Source organism: Neoroseomonas soli (assembly GCF_018129065.1).
Classification (GTDB): Bacteria; Pseudomonadota; Alphaproteobacteria; order Acetobacterales; family Acetobacteraceae; genus Neoroseomonas; species Neoroseomonas soli.
Genome location: NZ_JAAEDM010000017.1, coordinates 41,764 through 57,521, shown reverse-complemented (window position 1 = coordinate 57,521; position 15,758 = coordinate 41,764). Strand labels below are relative to the sequence as shown.

The 15,758-nt window shown below is 70.6% G+C and carries 17 protein-coding genes; 4 read left to right on the top strand and 13 right to left on the bottom strand.

All coding sequences use genetic code 11. From position 1 onward, the window contains the following. Positions 1-18 precede the first annotated feature (18 nt). The 7 genes from GXW76_RS09130 to GXW76_RS09100 are packed head-to-tail and all read right to left on the bottom strand — an operon-like array spanning position 19 to position 6,091. On the bottom strand, positions 19-393 hold the full coding sequence (locus GXW76_RS09130; RefSeq protein WP_211861701.1) for a VOC family protein: 375 nt from the start codon (positions 391-393) through the stop codon (positions 19-21). A 13-nt stretch (positions 394-406) separates the two neighbouring features. Continuing rightward, a complete protein-coding gene (locus GXW76_RS09125; RefSeq protein ID WP_246514050.1) occupies positions 407-1,378 on the bottom strand; it encodes a Bug family tripartite tricarboxylate transporter substrate binding protein in 972 nt (323 codons plus the stop codon). Next, a complete protein-coding gene (locus GXW76_RS09120) occupies positions 1,375-2,577 on the bottom strand; it encodes a CaiB/BaiF CoA transferase family protein (RefSeq protein ID WP_211861700.1) in 1,203 nt (400 codons plus the stop codon). Before GXW76_RS09120 ends, GXW76_RS09125 begins: the two co-directional genes overlap by 4 nt. Beyond that, positions 2,577-3,425, bottom strand: coding sequence for an FAS1-like dehydratase domain-containing protein (locus GXW76_RS09115; RefSeq protein ID WP_211861699.1), 849 nt, complete (start codon positions 3,423-3,425; stop codon positions 2,577-2,579). The genes GXW76_RS09120 and GXW76_RS09115 overlap by 1 nt, the downstream gene beginning before the upstream one ends. After that, entirely contained in the window at positions 3,425-4,261 is an 837-nt protein-coding gene (locus tag GXW76_RS09110) for an amidohydrolase family protein (RefSeq protein WP_211861698.1), read from the bottom strand. Before GXW76_RS09110 ends, GXW76_RS09115 begins: the two co-directional genes overlap by 1 nt. 1 nt (position 4,262) lies before the next feature. After that, complete coding sequence (locus GXW76_RS09105) at positions 4,263-5,114, bottom strand: amidohydrolase family protein (RefSeq protein ID WP_211861697.1); 852 nt, start codon at positions 5,112-5,114, stop codon at positions 4,263-4,265. After that, positions 5,111-6,091 carry a Bug family tripartite tricarboxylate transporter substrate binding protein gene (locus tag GXW76_RS09100; RefSeq protein WP_211861696.1) on the bottom strand — a complete coding sequence of 327 codons (981 nt, stop codon included), beginning with the start codon at positions 6,089-6,091 and terminating at the stop codon, positions 5,111-5,113. The genes GXW76_RS09105 and GXW76_RS09100 overlap by 4 nt, the downstream gene beginning before the upstream one ends. Before the next feature lie 159 nt (positions 6,092-6,250). On the opposite strand from GXW76_RS09100, the gene GXW76_RS09095 reads away from it, so the two are divergent. After that, positions 6,251-7,174: a dihydrodipicolinate synthase family protein gene (locus GXW76_RS09095; protein ID WP_246514049.1), complete on the top strand. Its 924-nt coding sequence runs from the start codon at positions 6,251-6,253 to the stop codon at positions 7,172-7,174. Here the strand turns inward: GXW76_RS09095 and GXW76_RS09090 are convergent. Beyond that, positions 7,171-7,617, bottom strand: coding sequence for an Lrp/AsnC family transcriptional regulator (locus GXW76_RS09090; RefSeq protein WP_211861694.1), 447 nt, complete (start codon positions 7,615-7,617; stop codon positions 7,171-7,173). The genes GXW76_RS09095 and GXW76_RS09090 overlap by 4 nt on opposite strands. Before the next feature lie 143 nt (positions 7,618-7,760). On the opposite strand from GXW76_RS09090, the gene GXW76_RS09085 reads away from it, so the two are divergent. Beyond that, complete coding sequence (locus GXW76_RS09085; RefSeq protein WP_211861693.1) at positions 7,761-9,020, top strand: D-amino acid dehydrogenase; 1,260 nt, start codon at positions 7,761-7,763, stop codon at positions 9,018-9,020. Positions 9,021-9,079: 59 nt separating this feature from the next. Next, positions 9,080-9,382 carry a putative quinol monooxygenase gene (locus tag GXW76_RS09080; RefSeq protein WP_211861692.1) on the top strand — a complete coding sequence of 101 codons (303 nt, stop codon included), beginning with the start codon at positions 9,080-9,082 and terminating at the stop codon, positions 9,380-9,382. 462 nt (positions 9,383-9,844) lie between these two features. Here GXW76_RS09080 and GXW76_RS09075 read toward each other — a convergent pair whose 3' ends face one another. The 3 genes from GXW76_RS09075 to GXW76_RS09065 are packed head-to-tail and all read right to left on the bottom strand — an operon-like array spanning position 9,845 to position 12,430. Continuing rightward, a complete protein-coding gene (locus tag GXW76_RS09075; protein ID WP_211861691.1) occupies positions 9,845-10,714 on the bottom strand; it encodes an HpcH/HpaI aldolase/citrate lyase family protein in 870 nt (289 codons plus the stop codon). Beyond that, positions 10,711-11,586: a hypothetical protein gene (locus tag GXW76_RS09070; RefSeq protein WP_211861690.1), complete on the bottom strand. Its 876-nt coding sequence runs from the start codon at positions 11,584-11,586 to the stop codon at positions 10,711-10,713. The genes GXW76_RS09075 and GXW76_RS09070 overlap by 4 nt, the downstream gene beginning before the upstream one ends. 1 nt (position 11,587) lies before the next feature. Beyond that, positions 11,588-12,430 carry a serine hydrolase gene (locus GXW76_RS09065; RefSeq protein ID WP_211861689.1) on the bottom strand — a complete coding sequence of 281 codons (843 nt, stop codon included), beginning with the start codon at positions 12,428-12,430 and terminating at the stop codon, positions 11,588-11,590. Between the two features lie 101 nt (positions 12,431-12,531). On the opposite strand from GXW76_RS09065, the gene GXW76_RS09060 reads away from it, so the two are divergent. After that, a complete protein-coding gene (locus tag GXW76_RS09060) occupies positions 12,532-13,473 on the top strand; it encodes a 3-hydroxyacyl-CoA dehydrogenase NAD-binding domain-containing protein (protein ID WP_211861688.1) in 942 nt (313 codons plus the stop codon). Between the two features lie 10 nt (positions 13,474-13,483). Here GXW76_RS09060 and GXW76_RS09055 read toward each other — a convergent pair whose 3' ends face one another. Together GXW76_RS09055 and GXW76_RS09050 are read right to left on the bottom strand one after the other, a co-directional pair. Next, on the bottom strand, positions 13,484-13,711 hold the full coding sequence (locus GXW76_RS09055; RefSeq protein ID WP_211861687.1) for a hypothetical protein: 228 nt from the start codon (positions 13,709-13,711) through the stop codon (positions 13,484-13,486). Between the two features lie 240 nt (positions 13,712-13,951). Beyond that, entirely contained in the window at positions 13,952-15,658 is a 1,707-nt protein-coding gene (locus GXW76_RS09050; protein ID WP_211861686.1) for an N-acyl-D-amino-acid deacylase family protein, read from the bottom strand. Positions 15,659-15,758 lie beyond the last annotated feature (100 nt).

Genomic DNA, 15,758 nt, shown 5'->3' with positions numbered 1-15,758 from the left:
CGTGGTCGCGGGGCGTGTTCAGGCCGCGCTCCGCTCGAGCAGTTCGATCGAGACGTTCTCCGGTCCGCGCAGGAAGGCGATGCGCACGCCGGGGCGGATCGTCGTCGGCTCCATGGTGAAGGGCACGCCCTTGGCCTTCATCTCCGCCACCACGGCGTCGATGTTCGTCACCGCAAGCCCGATGTGTTCAAGGCCCCGATACGGCGCGGAGGGCGCCTCGCCCGTCGCCGGGTCGGTCAGCGGCGAGACGAAGATCGCCTGGCCGCCGAGGCTGATGTCGATGCGCTGCGGCCCGTGCTTGATCTCGGCCCCGAAGACGCGCTGGTAGAAGGCCGCGGTCGCCTCGGGGTCCGGGCTGCGCAGGTGGATGTGGTCGAAGGTGAAGGCGGCCATGATTCTCTCCGGTTCAGCCGAGGGTGACATTGGCGCGGCGGATCAGCGCGCCCCAGCGTTCGCGCTCGGTCGCGATGTAGGCGCCGAACTGCGCCGGTGTCATCGGGTGCGCGGTGGCGCCCTCCGTTTCCAGCCGGGCACGGAAGGGGGCCTCGCCGAGGATGCGGTTGCAGGCCTCGTTCAGCCGCGCGACCAGCGGCCCCGGTGTGCCGGGAGGCGCGACGATGCCGTACCATTGCTGGGCCTCGAAGCCCGGCAGGCCCTGTTCCGCGATGGTCGGGATCTCGTTCGCGGCAGGCAGGCGCTCCAGCGAGGAGATGCCGAGCGCCCGCAGCTGCCCCGCGCGCACCGGCGGCAGCGCCGGCGGCCCGCCCGTCATGGTGAGCTGGATCGTGCCGGAGATGAGGTCCGTCATCATCGGCCCGGTGCCGCGATAGGGCACGTGGGTCATCTCGGTGCCCGTCGCCTCCATGAAGGCGACCATGGAGATGTGCGCGGCGCTGCCGTTGCCGCCACTGCCATAGGTCAGGCGCCCCGGCTCGCGCTTCGCCAGCGCGATCAGGGAACGGACATCCGTCGCTTCCAGCCGGTTCGTCACCACCAGGAAGTTCGCGACATTGGCGACCAGGGCGACCGGCACGAAGGCCCCGATGTCGAAGGAGAGGTTCCGGTACAGCGCCGGGTTCGCGGCGAGCGTCCCGATATGGCCCATCATCAGCGTATGGCCGTCGGAGGCACTGCGGAAGACCTGCTCCGACCCCAGCGTGCCGCCGGCACCGGGGCGGTTCTCGATGACGAAGGGCTGGCCGAAGATCTCCGCCAGGCGCTGGCCCATGGCGCGGGCGAGGATGTCGGTGGACCCGCCCGGGGTGAAAGGCACCACCAGCCGCACGGGACGGTCGGGCCAATTGCCCTGTGCGCGGGCGACGGCGAAGGGCGCAAGCGTCGCGCCGGCCATCGCCGCGCGGCGGGTGATGCGGGTCATCGCGGGGCCTCCGTCAGCACGCGGTCGCGGCGCAGGGTTTCGATCTCGTCGCGCGTCAGGCCGGCCTCGGCCAGCACGGTGGCGCCATCCGCGCCGAGACGCGGCGCCGGCGGGCGCGGCGGCGCCATGCCGCCCGAGAGCCGGTTCGGCGCACCGATCGCCCAGGTGGCGCCCTCGGTCGGGTGTTCCTCCTCCCGCACCATGCCCACGGCGCGCAGGTGCGGGTCGTCGATCAGCGAGCCGATAGTGTTGTAGGGGGAGGCCGGCACGTCCGCGCGGTCGAAGATGTCGAGCCACTCCGCCGTGGTCTTGCCGCCGAGCGAGGTGGCGCGGATGTGGAAGTATTCCTTCGTATGCTGCACACGCTGGGCGACCTTGGCGAAGCGCGGGTCGGTCTTGAGTTCCGGTCGTCCGATCGCGTCGAAGAAGGCGTGCGCCTGCGCGTCCGTGTTGGCCGAGATGCAGATGTAGCCATCCTTGGTCGGCAGCGGCTTGCCGTCCGGGCTCAGCACGCGATGGTCGCCGGGCGGGCCGAGCGGCGGGCGGAAGGAATGCGCGCCGAGATGTTCCTGCATGACATAGGCGGCCATGTTCTCGAACATGGGCACCTCGATGGCTTCACCCACGCCGGTCTTCTCCCGGCGATAGAGCGCGAAGCCGATCATCTGCGCGGCGATCAGGCCGACCGTGTGGTCGGCGACCAGGAAGGGCACGTAGCGCGGCTCGCCGGTCGAGGCCTCGAAGCAGCCGGCGACGCCGGACACGCCCTGGATGACCGTGTCGTAGGCCGGCCGCCCGGCATAGGGCCCGCCGCTGCCGAAGCCGGTGATGGAGCAGTGGATCAGCCGGGGCGCGGCGGCGCGCAGGCTCTCCGCGTCCACGCCGAGGCGCGCCTGCGCATCGGGACGGATGTTGGTGACGAAGACGTCCACCGTCGCCGCGAGCCGCTTCAGCGCAGCGATCCCTGCGGGGTGCTTGAGGTCGATCGCGATCGACTTCTTGCCGCGGTTGAAGTTGAGGAACTTGCCGTTCATCCCGGCACTGCGGCCCTTGCCGGCGAGGGAGCGCAGCAGGTCACCCGAGGGCGCCTCGACCTTGATGACCTCGGCGCCGTGTTCGCAGAGCACATGGGTGCAGATCGGCCCCACCACCACGGCGGAGAGGTCCAGCACGCGGATGCCGTCGAGAGGTCCCGCCATCAGCCGATCCTCGCCTTGATGCGCAGCGCCATGGCGCCGGTGTCGTCCTCTGCCCAGAGAATGCCGTTGCCCTCCGCATCCGGCGCCGTGCCGCAGAGCATCGCGGAGCGGTCGCAGAACAGCGGCTTCAGCGTGCGCGTGTCGGTCGCCAGCACCTGCGCGCCAGGCTGCCGCCGCAACGCTGCCTCCAGCAGGAAGAGCGTGGTGACGCCGCCATTCACCACCAGCGCCGGGTAGCCTTCCACGTCGCGGGTGTAGTCGGCGTCGAAGTGGATGCGATGCCCGTTGAACGCCAGCGCCGAGTAGCGGAACAGCATCACGGGATCGGGGCGGAACGGCTCGCGCCAGGCGGCGACGGGCTTTTCCGCGGGCGCTTCCGCAGCGGGTCTCGCCGCCTCCCGCCGCGCTTCGAGATAGGCGATGTCCTGTTCCTCTACCGCCACCAGACCGTCGGGACGCGTGATGGTGTGGCGCAGGGTGACGAAGACCAGGTCTCCGCTGCGGCCCCTCTTCGGCGTGATGGCGGCGATCGCGGTTTCGCGGTCCAGCACGTCTCCGATGCGCGGGGCGGTGCCGTAGGTCAGGCGCCGGCCGCCGAGCATGCGGCGGGGCAGGGGAACGGGCGGCAGGAAATCGCCCTTCGCCGCGTGGCCGTCCGCGCCAAGCGCCGCCTGTGCCGCCGCATCGTCGAACAGCATGCAGAGCCAGTGGTTGGGCACCGGCGCGCCGCGGTCCAGCACCACGCCCTCCCGGTCGGTCAGCGCGGCCATGCGGCGCACCAGCGGGGTTGCCATCTCGTCGGTCACGCGGCGCGTGCGACCGACCCAGGATTGCAGATCGTCTTGCATCAGAAACCGTAGAGTCGCGCAGGGTTGTCCACCAGCACGCGCTGCAGCGCGGCGGCGTCGCCGAAGTCCGGCAGGAGGTCCACGAGGTCCGCCTCGTCCGGTTCCCAGCGCACATTGGGGTGCGGCCAGTCGGTGCCCCAGAGGGTGCGGTCGGGTGCGACCTCGATCAGCCTGTGCGCGAAGGGAATGGCGTCGCGGAAAGGCGGGCCGGCGGCGGAGATGCGCTCGCTGCCCGAGACCTTTACCCACCAGTTCGGCGCGCGCAGCAGGTCGAGCAGGATGCGGAAGGGCGCCTGGTCCAATCCGTCCTGCACCGGCACGCGGCCCATGTGGTCGATCACCACCGGCAGGCGGAAGGAGCGCAGCAGTTCCTCGAATTCCGGGATATTCGCGGCATCGAGGTGCAGCACCAGGTGCCAGCCCATCTCCGCGATCCGGTCGGCGGTGCGCCTGACCAGTGCGAGATCGGGCACGCCGCCGAGATGCCTCACGAAGCCGAAGCGCACGCCGCGCACGCCGCCTTCGTGCAGGGCGCGATACTCGGCGTCACCGAAGCTTTCGTCGATCAGCGCGACGCCGCGCCATCTGCCGTTGCTCGCCGCGATCGCGTCCAGCATCGCCCGGTTGTCGGACTTGTAGACCGTGGTCTGCACGATGACCGCCCGCTCCACGCCGAGCCGCGCATGCAGCGCCACAAGGTCGTCCCTGTTCCGCTCCGGCGGCGTGTAGGGCGCGCCCTTGGCGACGGGATAGCGGTCGAAAGGCCCCCAGATGTGCACATGCGTGTCGCAGGTGCCCGGCGGCAGGACGAAACTCGGCCGTCGTTCGGATGCCATGTCAGACAGCCGGGAAGTCGTACAGGCGCGCGGGGGTGTCGGTCAGGATCTTCCTTCGCAGTGCAGGATCGGTCGTCCAGTCGAGGAAGACGCGCAGCAGCCGTGCCGCATCGGGGCGGCCGCCATCCGGGCGCGGATGCGGCCAGTCCGTCCCCCAGACCAGCGCATCCGGGTTCGCCGCGACCAGCGCGTCGTGGAAGGGCTTGGCCTCCAGGTAGTCCGGCTTCGTCGCACCGAGGCGATAGGTCCCCGACAGCTTCGCCATGTAGCGCCCCTCGCCGACGCCGCGCAGCAGTGCCTGGAAGCCCGGATCGCTGGTGCCGTGGCTGTGGTGCATGCGGCCCATGTGGTCCACGACGATGGGCACCGGAACCGTCGCCAGGCGCGGTTCGAGTTCGGGCAGGTGCCGCGCGTCGATCCACAACTGCAGATGCCAGCCGAGTTCCGCCATGAGCGGGAAGAAGGGCTCGATCTCGGTCAGGCGCACGCCGCCATGATAGGCGGCGGCGCCGTCGCGCCGGTACTCGTTGGCGCGCAGGGCGCGGATGCCGTCGCGATGCATCGCGCGCAGCGTGTCCGGCGTCGCCTCCGAACCGACCACGGCGACGCCGCGCAGCCGGTCCGGCGCGCGGCGCAGCGCATCGAGCGTGCAGGCATTGTCGCGATCATAGGCCGAGGGCTGCACGATCACGCCGCGGTCGAGTTCCAGCCGATCCAGCAGCGCCAGGTAGTCCTCGAGTGTCTCGTCCTCCGGCGTGTAGGAGCGTGGCTCGGCATAGGGGAACTTCGCCGCCGGGCCGAAGATGTGGCAGTGGCAGTCGGTGGCGCCGGGCGGGGTCTCGCGGGTGCTCATTCGGGGCGGATTCCTGCGGCTTGCGCGGCGGCGCGCGATGTCCCGAGGTCGGCGGCGATGAAGGCGGCGAAGCCGTCGGGAGTGGCGAGCGCGCCGTTCGCGGCCTCGCCCCCCATCGCGGCCATGCGGGCGCGGAAATCGGGCTCGGCGACGATCGCGGCCATGGCGGCGCCGAGCGCGCGCATCGCCTCCGGCGGGGAGCCAGCCGTCGCCAGCAACCCGACATAGGATGCCGCGACGAAGTTCGCGACGCCCTGCTCGATCATCGTCGGCACGTCCGGCAATGCCGGCAGCCGCGCGGCGGAGGCGACGGCGATGATGCGTCCCTTGCGGTCGTTGTGCAGCGGCAATGCGGTGGAGAATTCGGTGAACAGCATCGGCAGGTTGCCGGCGATGAAGTCCGGCACCGCCGCGCCGCCGCCGCGATAGGGCACGTGCAGCAGCCGCGCGCCGCTCGCGGCCTTGAAGGATTCGAGCGCGAGATGCGTCGCGCTCGCCACCCCCGCCGTTCCGATGCCGATCGCATCCGCCTGCGCGCGGGATGCCGCGACGACATCGGCGACGCTGCGATAAGGCGAGTTCGTCTGCACCATCAGGCAATGCGGCACCTGCATCGCCATGGCGACCGGCGCGAAATCCCTGGCCGCGTCATAGGGCAGGCGCGCCTGCACGACCGGGTTCACGCTGAGCGGGCCGTTGGAGCCGATCAGCAGCGTGTAGCCATCAGGCCTGGCGCGCGCGACGGCCTCGGCGCCAACGCTGCCGCCGGCACCGGGGCGGTTCTCGACCACCACGGGCTGGCCCAGCCGTTCCTGCAGGCGAGGCTGCAGGATCCGCGCGATGGTGTCGGCATTGCCGCCGGCGGCGAAAGGCACGATCACGCGGATGGGGCGGTCGGGCCAGGCGGGCTGGGCCTGTGCGGTGCGCGCGGACGCAATGGCCACGGCGGCTGCCAGCACCTGTCGGCGGCTGGTCATGGGAGGTTTTCCTCGCGTCGTTCCTGGACGCCACGAGGTATGCCACGCCGCCGCCGGGCTTCAAAGCAGCGGGACGGCGCGGATGCAGGACCGGGCCATCTGGCCGTTCCTGCGGCCGGCGCTATGGTGGCGCCAAGTCCACACTGGGGAGGCATGCCCATGCTCGACCGTTCCGCCAAGGGCGTTTTCGTCATCGCGCCGACGCCGTTCTTGCCCGACGGGTCGCTCGACCTCGTGAGCGCGGACCGCATGACCGACGCCTTCCTCGCCGCCGGGGCGAGCGGGCTGACGCTGCTCGGCGTGATGGGGGAGGCGCCGAAGCTGACCCAGGAGGAATCGCTGGCCTTCGTCGGGCGCGTGCTGAAGCGCGTTGCGGGGCGGGTGCCGGTGGTGGTGGGCGCGTCCGCGCCGGGCTTCGCGCAGATGAAGGCGCTTTCGCGCGGAGCGATGGACCTCGGCGCCGCGGGCGTCATGGTGTCCCCGGCGCCGGGGCTGAAGGGCGACGAGGCGGTGGTCTCCTACATCGCCCAGGCAATGGACGCGGTGGAGGCACCCTTCGTGCTGCAGGATTATCCGCAGCTCACCGGCATCACCATGACCGCGCCGATGATCGCGCGCATGGCGCAGGACCCGCGCATGGTCATGCTGAAGGCGGAGGACTGGCCGGGCCTCGACAAGCTGACGGCGATCCGGCGCATGGAAGCCGAGGGGAAGATGCCGCGCGTCTCCATCCTCGGCGGCGTGGGCGGGCAGTTCCTGCCGGAGGAACTGGCGCGCGGCGCGGACGGCATCATGACCGGCTACGCCTTCCCGGAGATGCTGGTGAAGGTATGCGAACTGATGTGGGCGGGTCAGCGCGACGCGGCGCAGGACCTGTTCGACCTGCACCTGCCGCTGATCCGCACGGAAGTGCAGCCGGGGCTCGGGCTTGCCATCCGCAAGTATGTGCTGAAGCGACGCGGCATCATCGCGCACGACACGCTGCGCGCCCCCGGGCCGAAGTTGACGGCGGAGACGGCGGGCGAGGTGGATTACCTTCTCGCGCGGCTGGCGCGGACGCAGACGCTGGCGGCCGCCGCCTAGGCGCGGCTGCCGATCACCCTGCGGATCGCGAAGGAGGACTGGATCCGCGCGACGCCCGGCAGGCGGGAGAGCTGTTCCTTGTGGATCCGCTCGTAATCCGCGGCGTCGCGCGCCTCCACGCGCAGCAGGTAGTCGGACATCCCGGTCATCAGGAAGCATTCCCGCACTTCGGGCAGGCGGCGCACCGCCGTCTCGAAGCGGGAGAGGTGTTCCTCCGTCTGGCGGTCGAGGGTGATCTGCACGATGACCGTCACCGTATCCCGCTGCTGCGGTTCCTCGATGATCGCGGTGTAGCCGCGGATCACCCCGCTGCGTTCGAGCAGGCGCAGGCGGCGCAGGCAGGCGGATTGGGACAGGCCCACCGCTTCGGCCAGCGCGGCGTTGGTGATGCGCCCGTCCTGGCGGAGGGCCCGGAGGATGCGGTGGTCGGCCTCGTCGAGCATTGGCGGATTCTGCGAAGGTTTCGTGGTTTCTGCGAAGACTGCGGCCAGGAATAGCGAGTCCTGCGTCTGATTGACAGCAAATGCGGCGCAATCCGGCCCACCATCATTCCATTGCAACATTCCTCCGGGAAGGGGTTGGGTCCATGCGCGTCATCGTCCTCGGCAGCGGCGTCGTCGGCGTCACCAGCGCCTGGTACCTGGCCCGCGCGGGGCATGAAGTGACGGTGCTCGACCGCCAGACTGCGGCGGGCATGGAGACCTCCTTCGCCAATGCGGGGCAGCTCTCCTACGGCTATTCGGCCCCCTGGGCGGGGCCGGGCATCCCGGTCAAGGCACTGAAGTGGCTGATGATGCGCCACCGGCCGCTGGTGCTGTGGCCGCGGGCGGATCGGCGCCTCTATTCCTGGCTCGCCATGATGCTCGCGAACTGCACCGAGGCCGCCTATCGCCTCAACAAGACGCGCATGGTCCGGCTCGCCGAATACTCCCGCGATTGCCTCGGCGACCTGCGCCGCGAGACGGGCATCGCCTATGACGGCCGTTCCATGGGCACGTTGCAGCTTTTCCGCACGCAGAAGCAGCTCGACCACGTGGGTGACGACACCGCGGTGCTCGACACCTTCAAGGTGCCTTACGAAGTGCTCGACCCGACCGCCTGCATGGCTGCCGAGCCGGCGCTGAAGCACGTGCAGGGCAAGTTCGTCGGCGGCCTGCGCCTGCCGGGCGACGAGACCGGTGACGCGCACATCTTCACCCAGCGCCTGGCCGGCATGGCCGAGGCGATCGGGGTGAAGTTCCGCTACGGTGTGAACATCCGCGGGTTGCAGTCCGAAGGGGACCGCATCACCGGCATCGTCACCGAGGCAGGCGTTGAAACGGCCGACAGCTACGTCGTGGCCCTCGGCAGCTTCACGCCGGAACTGCTTGCGCCGCTCGGCGTGCGCGTGCCGGTTTATCCGGTGAAGGGCTACTCGCTGACCCTGCCGGTGAAGGATGAGGGCGGCGCCCCGGTCTCCACCGTCATGGACGAGACCTACAAGGTCGCGATCACCCGCCTCGGCGACCGCATCCGCGTCGGTGGCACGGCGGAACTGGCCGGCTTCTCGCTGCAACTGCGCAAGCCGCGGCGGGAGACGCTCGAGCATTCCGTCACCGACCTCTTCCCGCGCGGCGGCGACGTGGCCGAGGCCTCCTTCTGGACCGGCCTGCGCCCAATGACGCCGGACGGCACGCCGGTGGTGGGGCCGACGCGCTTCCGCAACATGCACCTCAACACCGGCCACGGCACGCTGGGCTGGACCATGGCCTGCGGGTCGGGCCGCGTGCTGGCGGACCTCGTCACGGGCAAGAAGCCGGAGATCGAGACCTCCGACCTGGCCCTGTCCCGCTACGCGGCGGCCTGATCTTCCCGGCGCGGCGGTTCCGCGCCAACCTTGCGCCATCCGCAAGGGAAGGAACCGCCATGCCGAAGATCGCCATCCACGTCGAATTCCGCCCGAAGCCCGGCTGCCACGCCGCCTTCGATGCGCTGATCCGCGAACACGCGAAGCTCACCGTCGCCGAGGAACCGGGCTGCGAGCGCTTCGAGGTGCTGCAGCCGCTGAAGGCGGACGGCACGAAGGACGAAGGCCGCGTGATGCTGGTCGAGGTCTATGCCGACCGCGATGCGGTGAAGGCGCATACCCAGAACCCGCGCATGCCCAAGGTGCGCGAGGCCTACACGCCGCTGATCGACGAACGCTTCCTGACGATGTGCGAACTTTAGGACTTTAGGCTTTTAGGACTTTATCGGGGGTGGCGGGGAGGGCGCCGCCGCCCCCAAATCCCCGGCGTTGATCGGGGAGGGCTCTGCCCTCCCCGAACCCCTCCGGCCAAAGGCCGAAAGGCCTTTGGAAACCAGATCCGGGGTCCCGGGCGTCGGGAGACGGCCCACCCGCCCTGGCAACGCATCAAGAGCGCGCTGGGACTCTCAACAACCAGCCCAGGTATCGGTTTCCAAAGGCCTTGGCGTTGTTCGACCTTGGTGTGGATGGCGCGGTCTTCCGCCGGGCGAAAGTGGCGGGAAACCGGCCCACTTCTGTCGAATCCACAACCACGTCGAACGGCGCAATGACCTTTCGGCCTTTGGCGGGGTGGTTCGGAGGGGCGGAGCCCCTCCGGCTGTCGCCGGACAAGGCTCCGCCAGAGATTAAATTCCTATACCCTCAACGCCCCCGCGGATCAAGCGTCAGCGTGCCCGGGCCAGCAGCCTTCGCGCGCGTTCCACCACCGGCAGGTCGATCATCTGCCCTTCGAAGGCCACGGCGCCCTTGCCCTCCGCCAGCGCCGCGTCGAAGGCGGCGAGCAGCCGTCGCGCGCGTTCCACCTCGGCCGGCGATGGCCCGTATTCCTCGTTGACGATCCCGACCTGCGCCGGGTGGATGCAGGCCTGGCAGGCGAAGCCGAGCGCGCGGGACCGCCGCAGGGAGGCGCGGTAGCCCTCGAGATCCGAGAAATCCGCGAAGGGCCCGACCGAACCCATGGGCTGGATCCTCGCCGCGCGTGCGGCGGCGACCACCATCATCCCGAAATGGTAGAGCAGGTCCGCACCCGGCACCGCCTCCAGCTCGGTCGAGAGGTCCTCCGCGCCCACGCCGATCGCCACCACGCGCGGGTCGGCGGTGGCGATGGCGCCGAGCAGCGGCAGGGCGTCCGGCGTCTCGACCACCGCGACGAGGCGCGTGTGGCCGATGGCCATGCCGAGCGCCGCCTCGCGCGCCGTCACCACTTCGGACAGCAGCCGGATATGCTCCGGCCCCATCACCTTGGGCAGCATCAGCGTGCCGATCGAGGGCATCACCGCCGCAGCGATGTCCGGCACGGCAAGGTCGAGCGCGCGGTTGATGCGCACCGCGACTTCCGCGCCGGCCTGGCCGACGGTGGCGGAGGCCTTGGGCAGCGCGTCGCGCGCGGCCTGCTTTTCTCCCGGCGGGATTGAATCCTCGAGGTCGAGGATCACCACGTCCGCGCCGCGGGTATGCGCCTTGGCGACGAACTTCTCACCGGTCGCGGGGACGAACATCAGCGACCGCCAGGTGGCGGGGGCGGCGCGCGTCATGCCGCGAACTCCAGGTCCATCTTGGCGCAGAGATTGCCGTCCTTGTCGGCCGCCCAGCATTCCATCTTCCCGTCCGCGGGCGCGGCGCCGCAGAGCGTCACGATGTCCCCCACCCAGAGCGGGCGCGCGAGCCGCGCGGTGAAGCCGGTCAGCCGCCCCGGCGCGCGCTTCAGCGCGGCGTCGAGCATGAGTTGCATGGTCAGCCCGCCATTCTGCACCGTGGCCGGGTAGCCTTCCTCCTGCCGGGAGTAATCCGCGTCGTAGTGGATGCGGTGCGCGTTCCAGGTGACGGAGGAATAGCGGAACACCAGCGGCGAGGAGAGCAGCACCTTCTCCGCGAAGGCCGCGTTGGTCGGCGCGGCGACGGGCGGTGTCTGCGGGCTGGCCTGGCCGGGCTGCGGGGCCTCGCGGTACATCGCGTCGAACTCGTCCACGGCGACGACCTTGCCCTCGGACTCGATGACATGGCGCATGGTCAGGATCGCCATGCGGCCGGTGCGGCCGATCTTCGGCAGGACCTGCGCGACGATGGCGCGCTTGATGGCCGGCTGGCCGATGCGGAGCGTGCCGTCGATGGTCACGCGGCGGCCGGCGCCCATGCGGCGGGGCAGGGGGATCGGCGGCAGGAAGACGCCCTTGTTGGGGTGGCCGTCGGGGCCGATGTCGGACTGCTTCGCGATGTCGGGGAAGAACATCGTGAACCAGTGCGGCGGCAGCTCGTCGCCCTGCTTCAGCGAAGCGGGGTCGATGTCCAGCATCCCCGCGATGCGGCGGGCGGAGGAGAGGCCGATCTCGTCCTCCACGATGCGCTCGCGGCCCACCCAGTCCTGCAGTGCCGCGATCGCGGCTTCGAATTCGGCGTCGGTCGTCATGTCAGTTCATCGCATCCCAGCAGGCCCGGGTCAGTCGCCCGGCGGTGGCATAGGCTGCGGTATAACCGGGCAGCCCGTCCGGCAGGGTGTCGGGCACCCGGTCCGTGTAGATCGAGATGATGAAGCGCGGCGCGTCGTTCTTGTACACGACGCCCGCATCCATGCGGCCGCGCGGGCCGCGGCCGGTCTTGTTCGCGACCTTGGCCTTCTGCGGCAGCAGCGACGGGATCAGGTTGCGCAACCGCTGCCAGGACAGGATGTCGAGCGCGAGGCCGCACAGTTCCGGCGTCGCGCCCAGGGCCGCCGCCTCCGCCGCGTCCGATGCGCCCTTCACCATGCGGTCGAGCAGCAGGCCCTGGTCGCGCGCGGTGGTGCTCGCCACCGCCTCGACCGGGTGGTCCCAGGCCAGGCCCGGCGGGGGGAAGTTCACGCGGTGCGTGGTGCCGGTCATGCCGATGCGCTTGCACCAGGCGTTGAGTTCGTCGCGGTCCAGCCGTTCCAGCACGATCTGCGTGCAGACGTTGTCGCTGGTGATGATCATGTTCACGAAGGCATCGCGCAGCGGAATGACGCAGCCGGGCGTCATGTACTGGTAGGTGCCGCTGTCCACGCCTTCCTGCAGGCGGGCCTCGATGGTGCAGGGCTCGTCGAGGCGCAGCTTCCCTTCATGCACCTTCGACAGCGCGTGCATCAGGATCGAGGTCTTGCGCGTGGATGCCGAAGGCACCACCACGTCGCCGCCGCGGTCCGCTTCCCAGCCGGTCGCGAGGTCCTTCACGTACCAGGTCGTGTCGAAGGGTTGGGCGTCGCAGATGGCGTTCAGCCTGCCGACGAGATCCTGCATGGGGCGTCCTCCGGTTTGGCCGGACGCTACCCCCGGCGCCGCCGCGTGGCCAGGGTGGGGCGGGCGATGTAGCCTGCCCGCGCAGCATGGGAGGGACCGGCATGCGGGGTGAAGCGGGCACGGTGAAGCGCGTCGCGGTGGTCGGCGCGGGCACGATCGGCGCCTCCTGGGCGGCGTATTTCCTCAGCCGCGGGCTGGAGGTGGTGACGAGCGACCCCTCGCCGGGCGCGCCCGACCTGGTCCGGCGGATGGTGGAGGAAGCCTGGCCGATCCTGATGCGCCTCGGCGGCAAGGCGGATGCCGACCCGAAGGCCTGGCGGTTCGAGGCCGACCCGGTCGCCGCCGTCGCCGGCGCGGATTTCGTGCAGGAGAGCGCGCCGGAACGGCTGCCGATCAAGCAGGAGTTGCTGGCGCGGCTGGATGCGGCGCTGCCGGCGGATGTGGTGATCTCCTCCTCGACCTCCGGCCTGCTGGCGAGCCAGTTGTCGGCGAATTGCGCGCATCCGGAACGCGTGCTGATCGGCCATCCCTTCAACCCGCCGCACCTGATCCCGCTGGTCGAGGTGGTGGGCGGCGCCAAGGGCTGCCCGGAGGCCGTGGCCGCGGCGATGGCGTTCTACCGCTCCATCGGCAAGCACCCGATCGAGATCCGCAAGGAGGTGCCGGGCCATCTCGCCAACCGCCTGCAGGCCGCGCTGTGGCGGGAGGCGGTGCATCTGGTGGCGGAGGGCGTGGCGTCCGTGGCCGACGTGGATGCCGCGATCAGCGAGGGCCCCGGCCTGCGCTGGGCGCTGATGGGCCCGCACACCACCTTCCACCTGGCGGGCGGGGAGGGCGGGATGGACCATTTCCTCCATCACCTCCTGCCGGCGCTGGAATCCTGGTGGTTGGACCTCGGCGATCCGAAGGTGAATGGGGCCGTGCAGCGGATGCTGGTGGAAGGCGTCGCGGAAGGCACGGGCGGCGCCACGCCGGCGGAACTCGCGCGCCGGCGGGATGCGGCGCTGGTGCGCCTGCTGGAGGCGCGGAAAGCCTCGGGCTGAGCGCGGCAGTTCAGCAGGCGCGCACGTAATACCCGTCGCCATTGTGGTAGGCGGTCACGCTGTAGCCGTAGCCGCGCGCCTCGCTGGCGACCTCATTGGCCCTTCGCATGGAGGCGAAGGGGCCGAGCATGCGGCAGCCGTCCTGCACGTAGCGGAGCGAGGCGGGCTGCGCGCCGCCGCCGGCGGGATTGCCCGGCGCGCCATGGCTCACCAAGGCGCCAAGAAGCGCGACCGTCACGATTGGCGCCCATCGGCGCCGAGGATTTGCAGTGCTGGCCATGCGGAACACTCCGGTTCGCAGCGGCCTGCCACCTCGCCGTCCATCCGGCCTGGATCGCCCTTGCGGCAGAGGCGCGCCGCGAATGGCCACCCGGGCCGGACATCGCGGAATGCGCGCGGTGCTTCGGCCACTGTCCCGAAGCTACCGCCACCTGTCAGGGGGTGTCTGTGAAACGGATCACCCCGCGCTGCGCCGGCATCATCGCCCTGCGCGCACCAGGCGGCCCGGCAGCGCGCCGGTCGCTTCCCCGTCGCGGTAGGTGACGGCGCCGCTCACGACCGTCGCCACATAGCCGCGTGCCTTCTGCAACAGCCGCCGCCCGCCGGCGGGCAGGTCGTTGACCATGCGCGGCGGTTCCAGCGACAGCGCCTTGAGGTCGAAGACGTTCACATCAGCCTTCATGCCGGGCTTCAGCACGCCGCGATCCGTCAGCCCCGCGGCGCGCGCGGTGTCGGAGGTGAGGCGGCGGATGATCTCGGGCAGGGCGAAGACCTGCTCCTTCGCGTCGCGTGCCCAATAGGACAGCAGGAAGGTGGGGAAGGAGCCGTCGGAGATGAAGCCGACATGCGCCCCGCCATCCGACAGGCCCGCGATGGCGTTGGGATGCCGCAGGCATTCCGCGCTGGCGGAGAGCGTGTAGTCGTGGAAGTTCGTCAGCGGCGCGAAGATGAAGTCGGCGCCGTCATGCGCGGTCAGGATGTCGTAGGCGACTTCCTCCGCGCTGCGGCCTTCGCGCGCGGCGATGGCGGCGATCGAGGCTTCCTTCGGCGGCGCGTAGTCGGGCGGGTCGCCGAAGGGGAACATCCGATCGAAGGACAGGCGCGTGATCAGCGGGAAGGTGCTGCCGGTGATCCGGTCCTCGGACAGGATGCGCGCGCGGCAGGCCGGATCGCGCATCGCCGCGGCGCGCTGCGGCGCGGGCAGGTGGGCGATCTCCTTGTAGGAAGCGCAGCCGGCGAAGGGATTCTGGCTGCCCTGGAGCCCCAGGAGAATGCCGATCGGCCGCGGCGGGAAGACGGGGCGGATGGGCAGGCCCTGCGCCGCCGCTGCGTCGGACATGGCGAGCAGCTGCTTCCATGCCTCGGTGCGGTCGTGGCGGGCGGTCAGGGAGAACAGCACGGGCGCGCCCGTCGCCTCGACGACGCGGCGGACGATGGCGAATTCCGTGGCGGGGTCCGGCGTGTTCCAGTCCGAGACCATCTCCAGCAACCCGTGGCCGGCATCGCGCAGGCCTTCGGCGAGGCCGAGCAGTTCCTCCTCCTGCGCGCGCAGGGTCGGGGTCGGGTCGCCCTTCAGGGTCTTGTGGCTGATGGTGCGGGAGGTCGAGACGCCGAAGGCGCCGGCGCGCACCGCCTCGGCCACCAGCGCGCGCATCGCCGCGATGTCGGCCTGGTTGGCGTTCTCGAGCTCAAGCCCGCGCTGGCCCATGACATGCACGCGCAGCGCGGCGTGCGGCACCAGGGCGCAGATGTCGATGTCGCGTGCCTTGGCATCCAGCGCGTCGAGGTATTCGGGGAAGGTCTCCCACCGCCAGTCGAGGCCTTCGTGCAGGATGGGGCCGGGGATGTCCTCCACGCCTTCCATCAGTTCGATCAGCTTGTCGCGATCGGCGGCGCGGCAGGGGGCGAAGCCGACGCCGCAATTGCCCATCACCGCGGTCGTCACGCCGTGCCAGGCGGACGGCGCGAGATGGGAATCCCACACCGCCTGCCCATCGTAATGCGTGTGGATGTCGATGAAGCCGGGGGAGACGATGCGGCCGCTTGCGTCGATCTCATCCTTCCCGCGCGCGGCGACGCGGCCGACCTCGGTGATGCGGCCGCTCTCGATGGCGACGTCCGCCTCGATCGGCGCGGCACCCGTGCCGTCCACCACCATGCCGCCGCGGATCACCAGATCGGCCATCGTCTTCGTTCCCTTCCCGTTGACGGGAGGGTAGGCGGAGCAGGCGGGATGCTCAACGGGCGTCAGTCCGGGACGCGCGCGATGCTTCAGGTGGACCGGG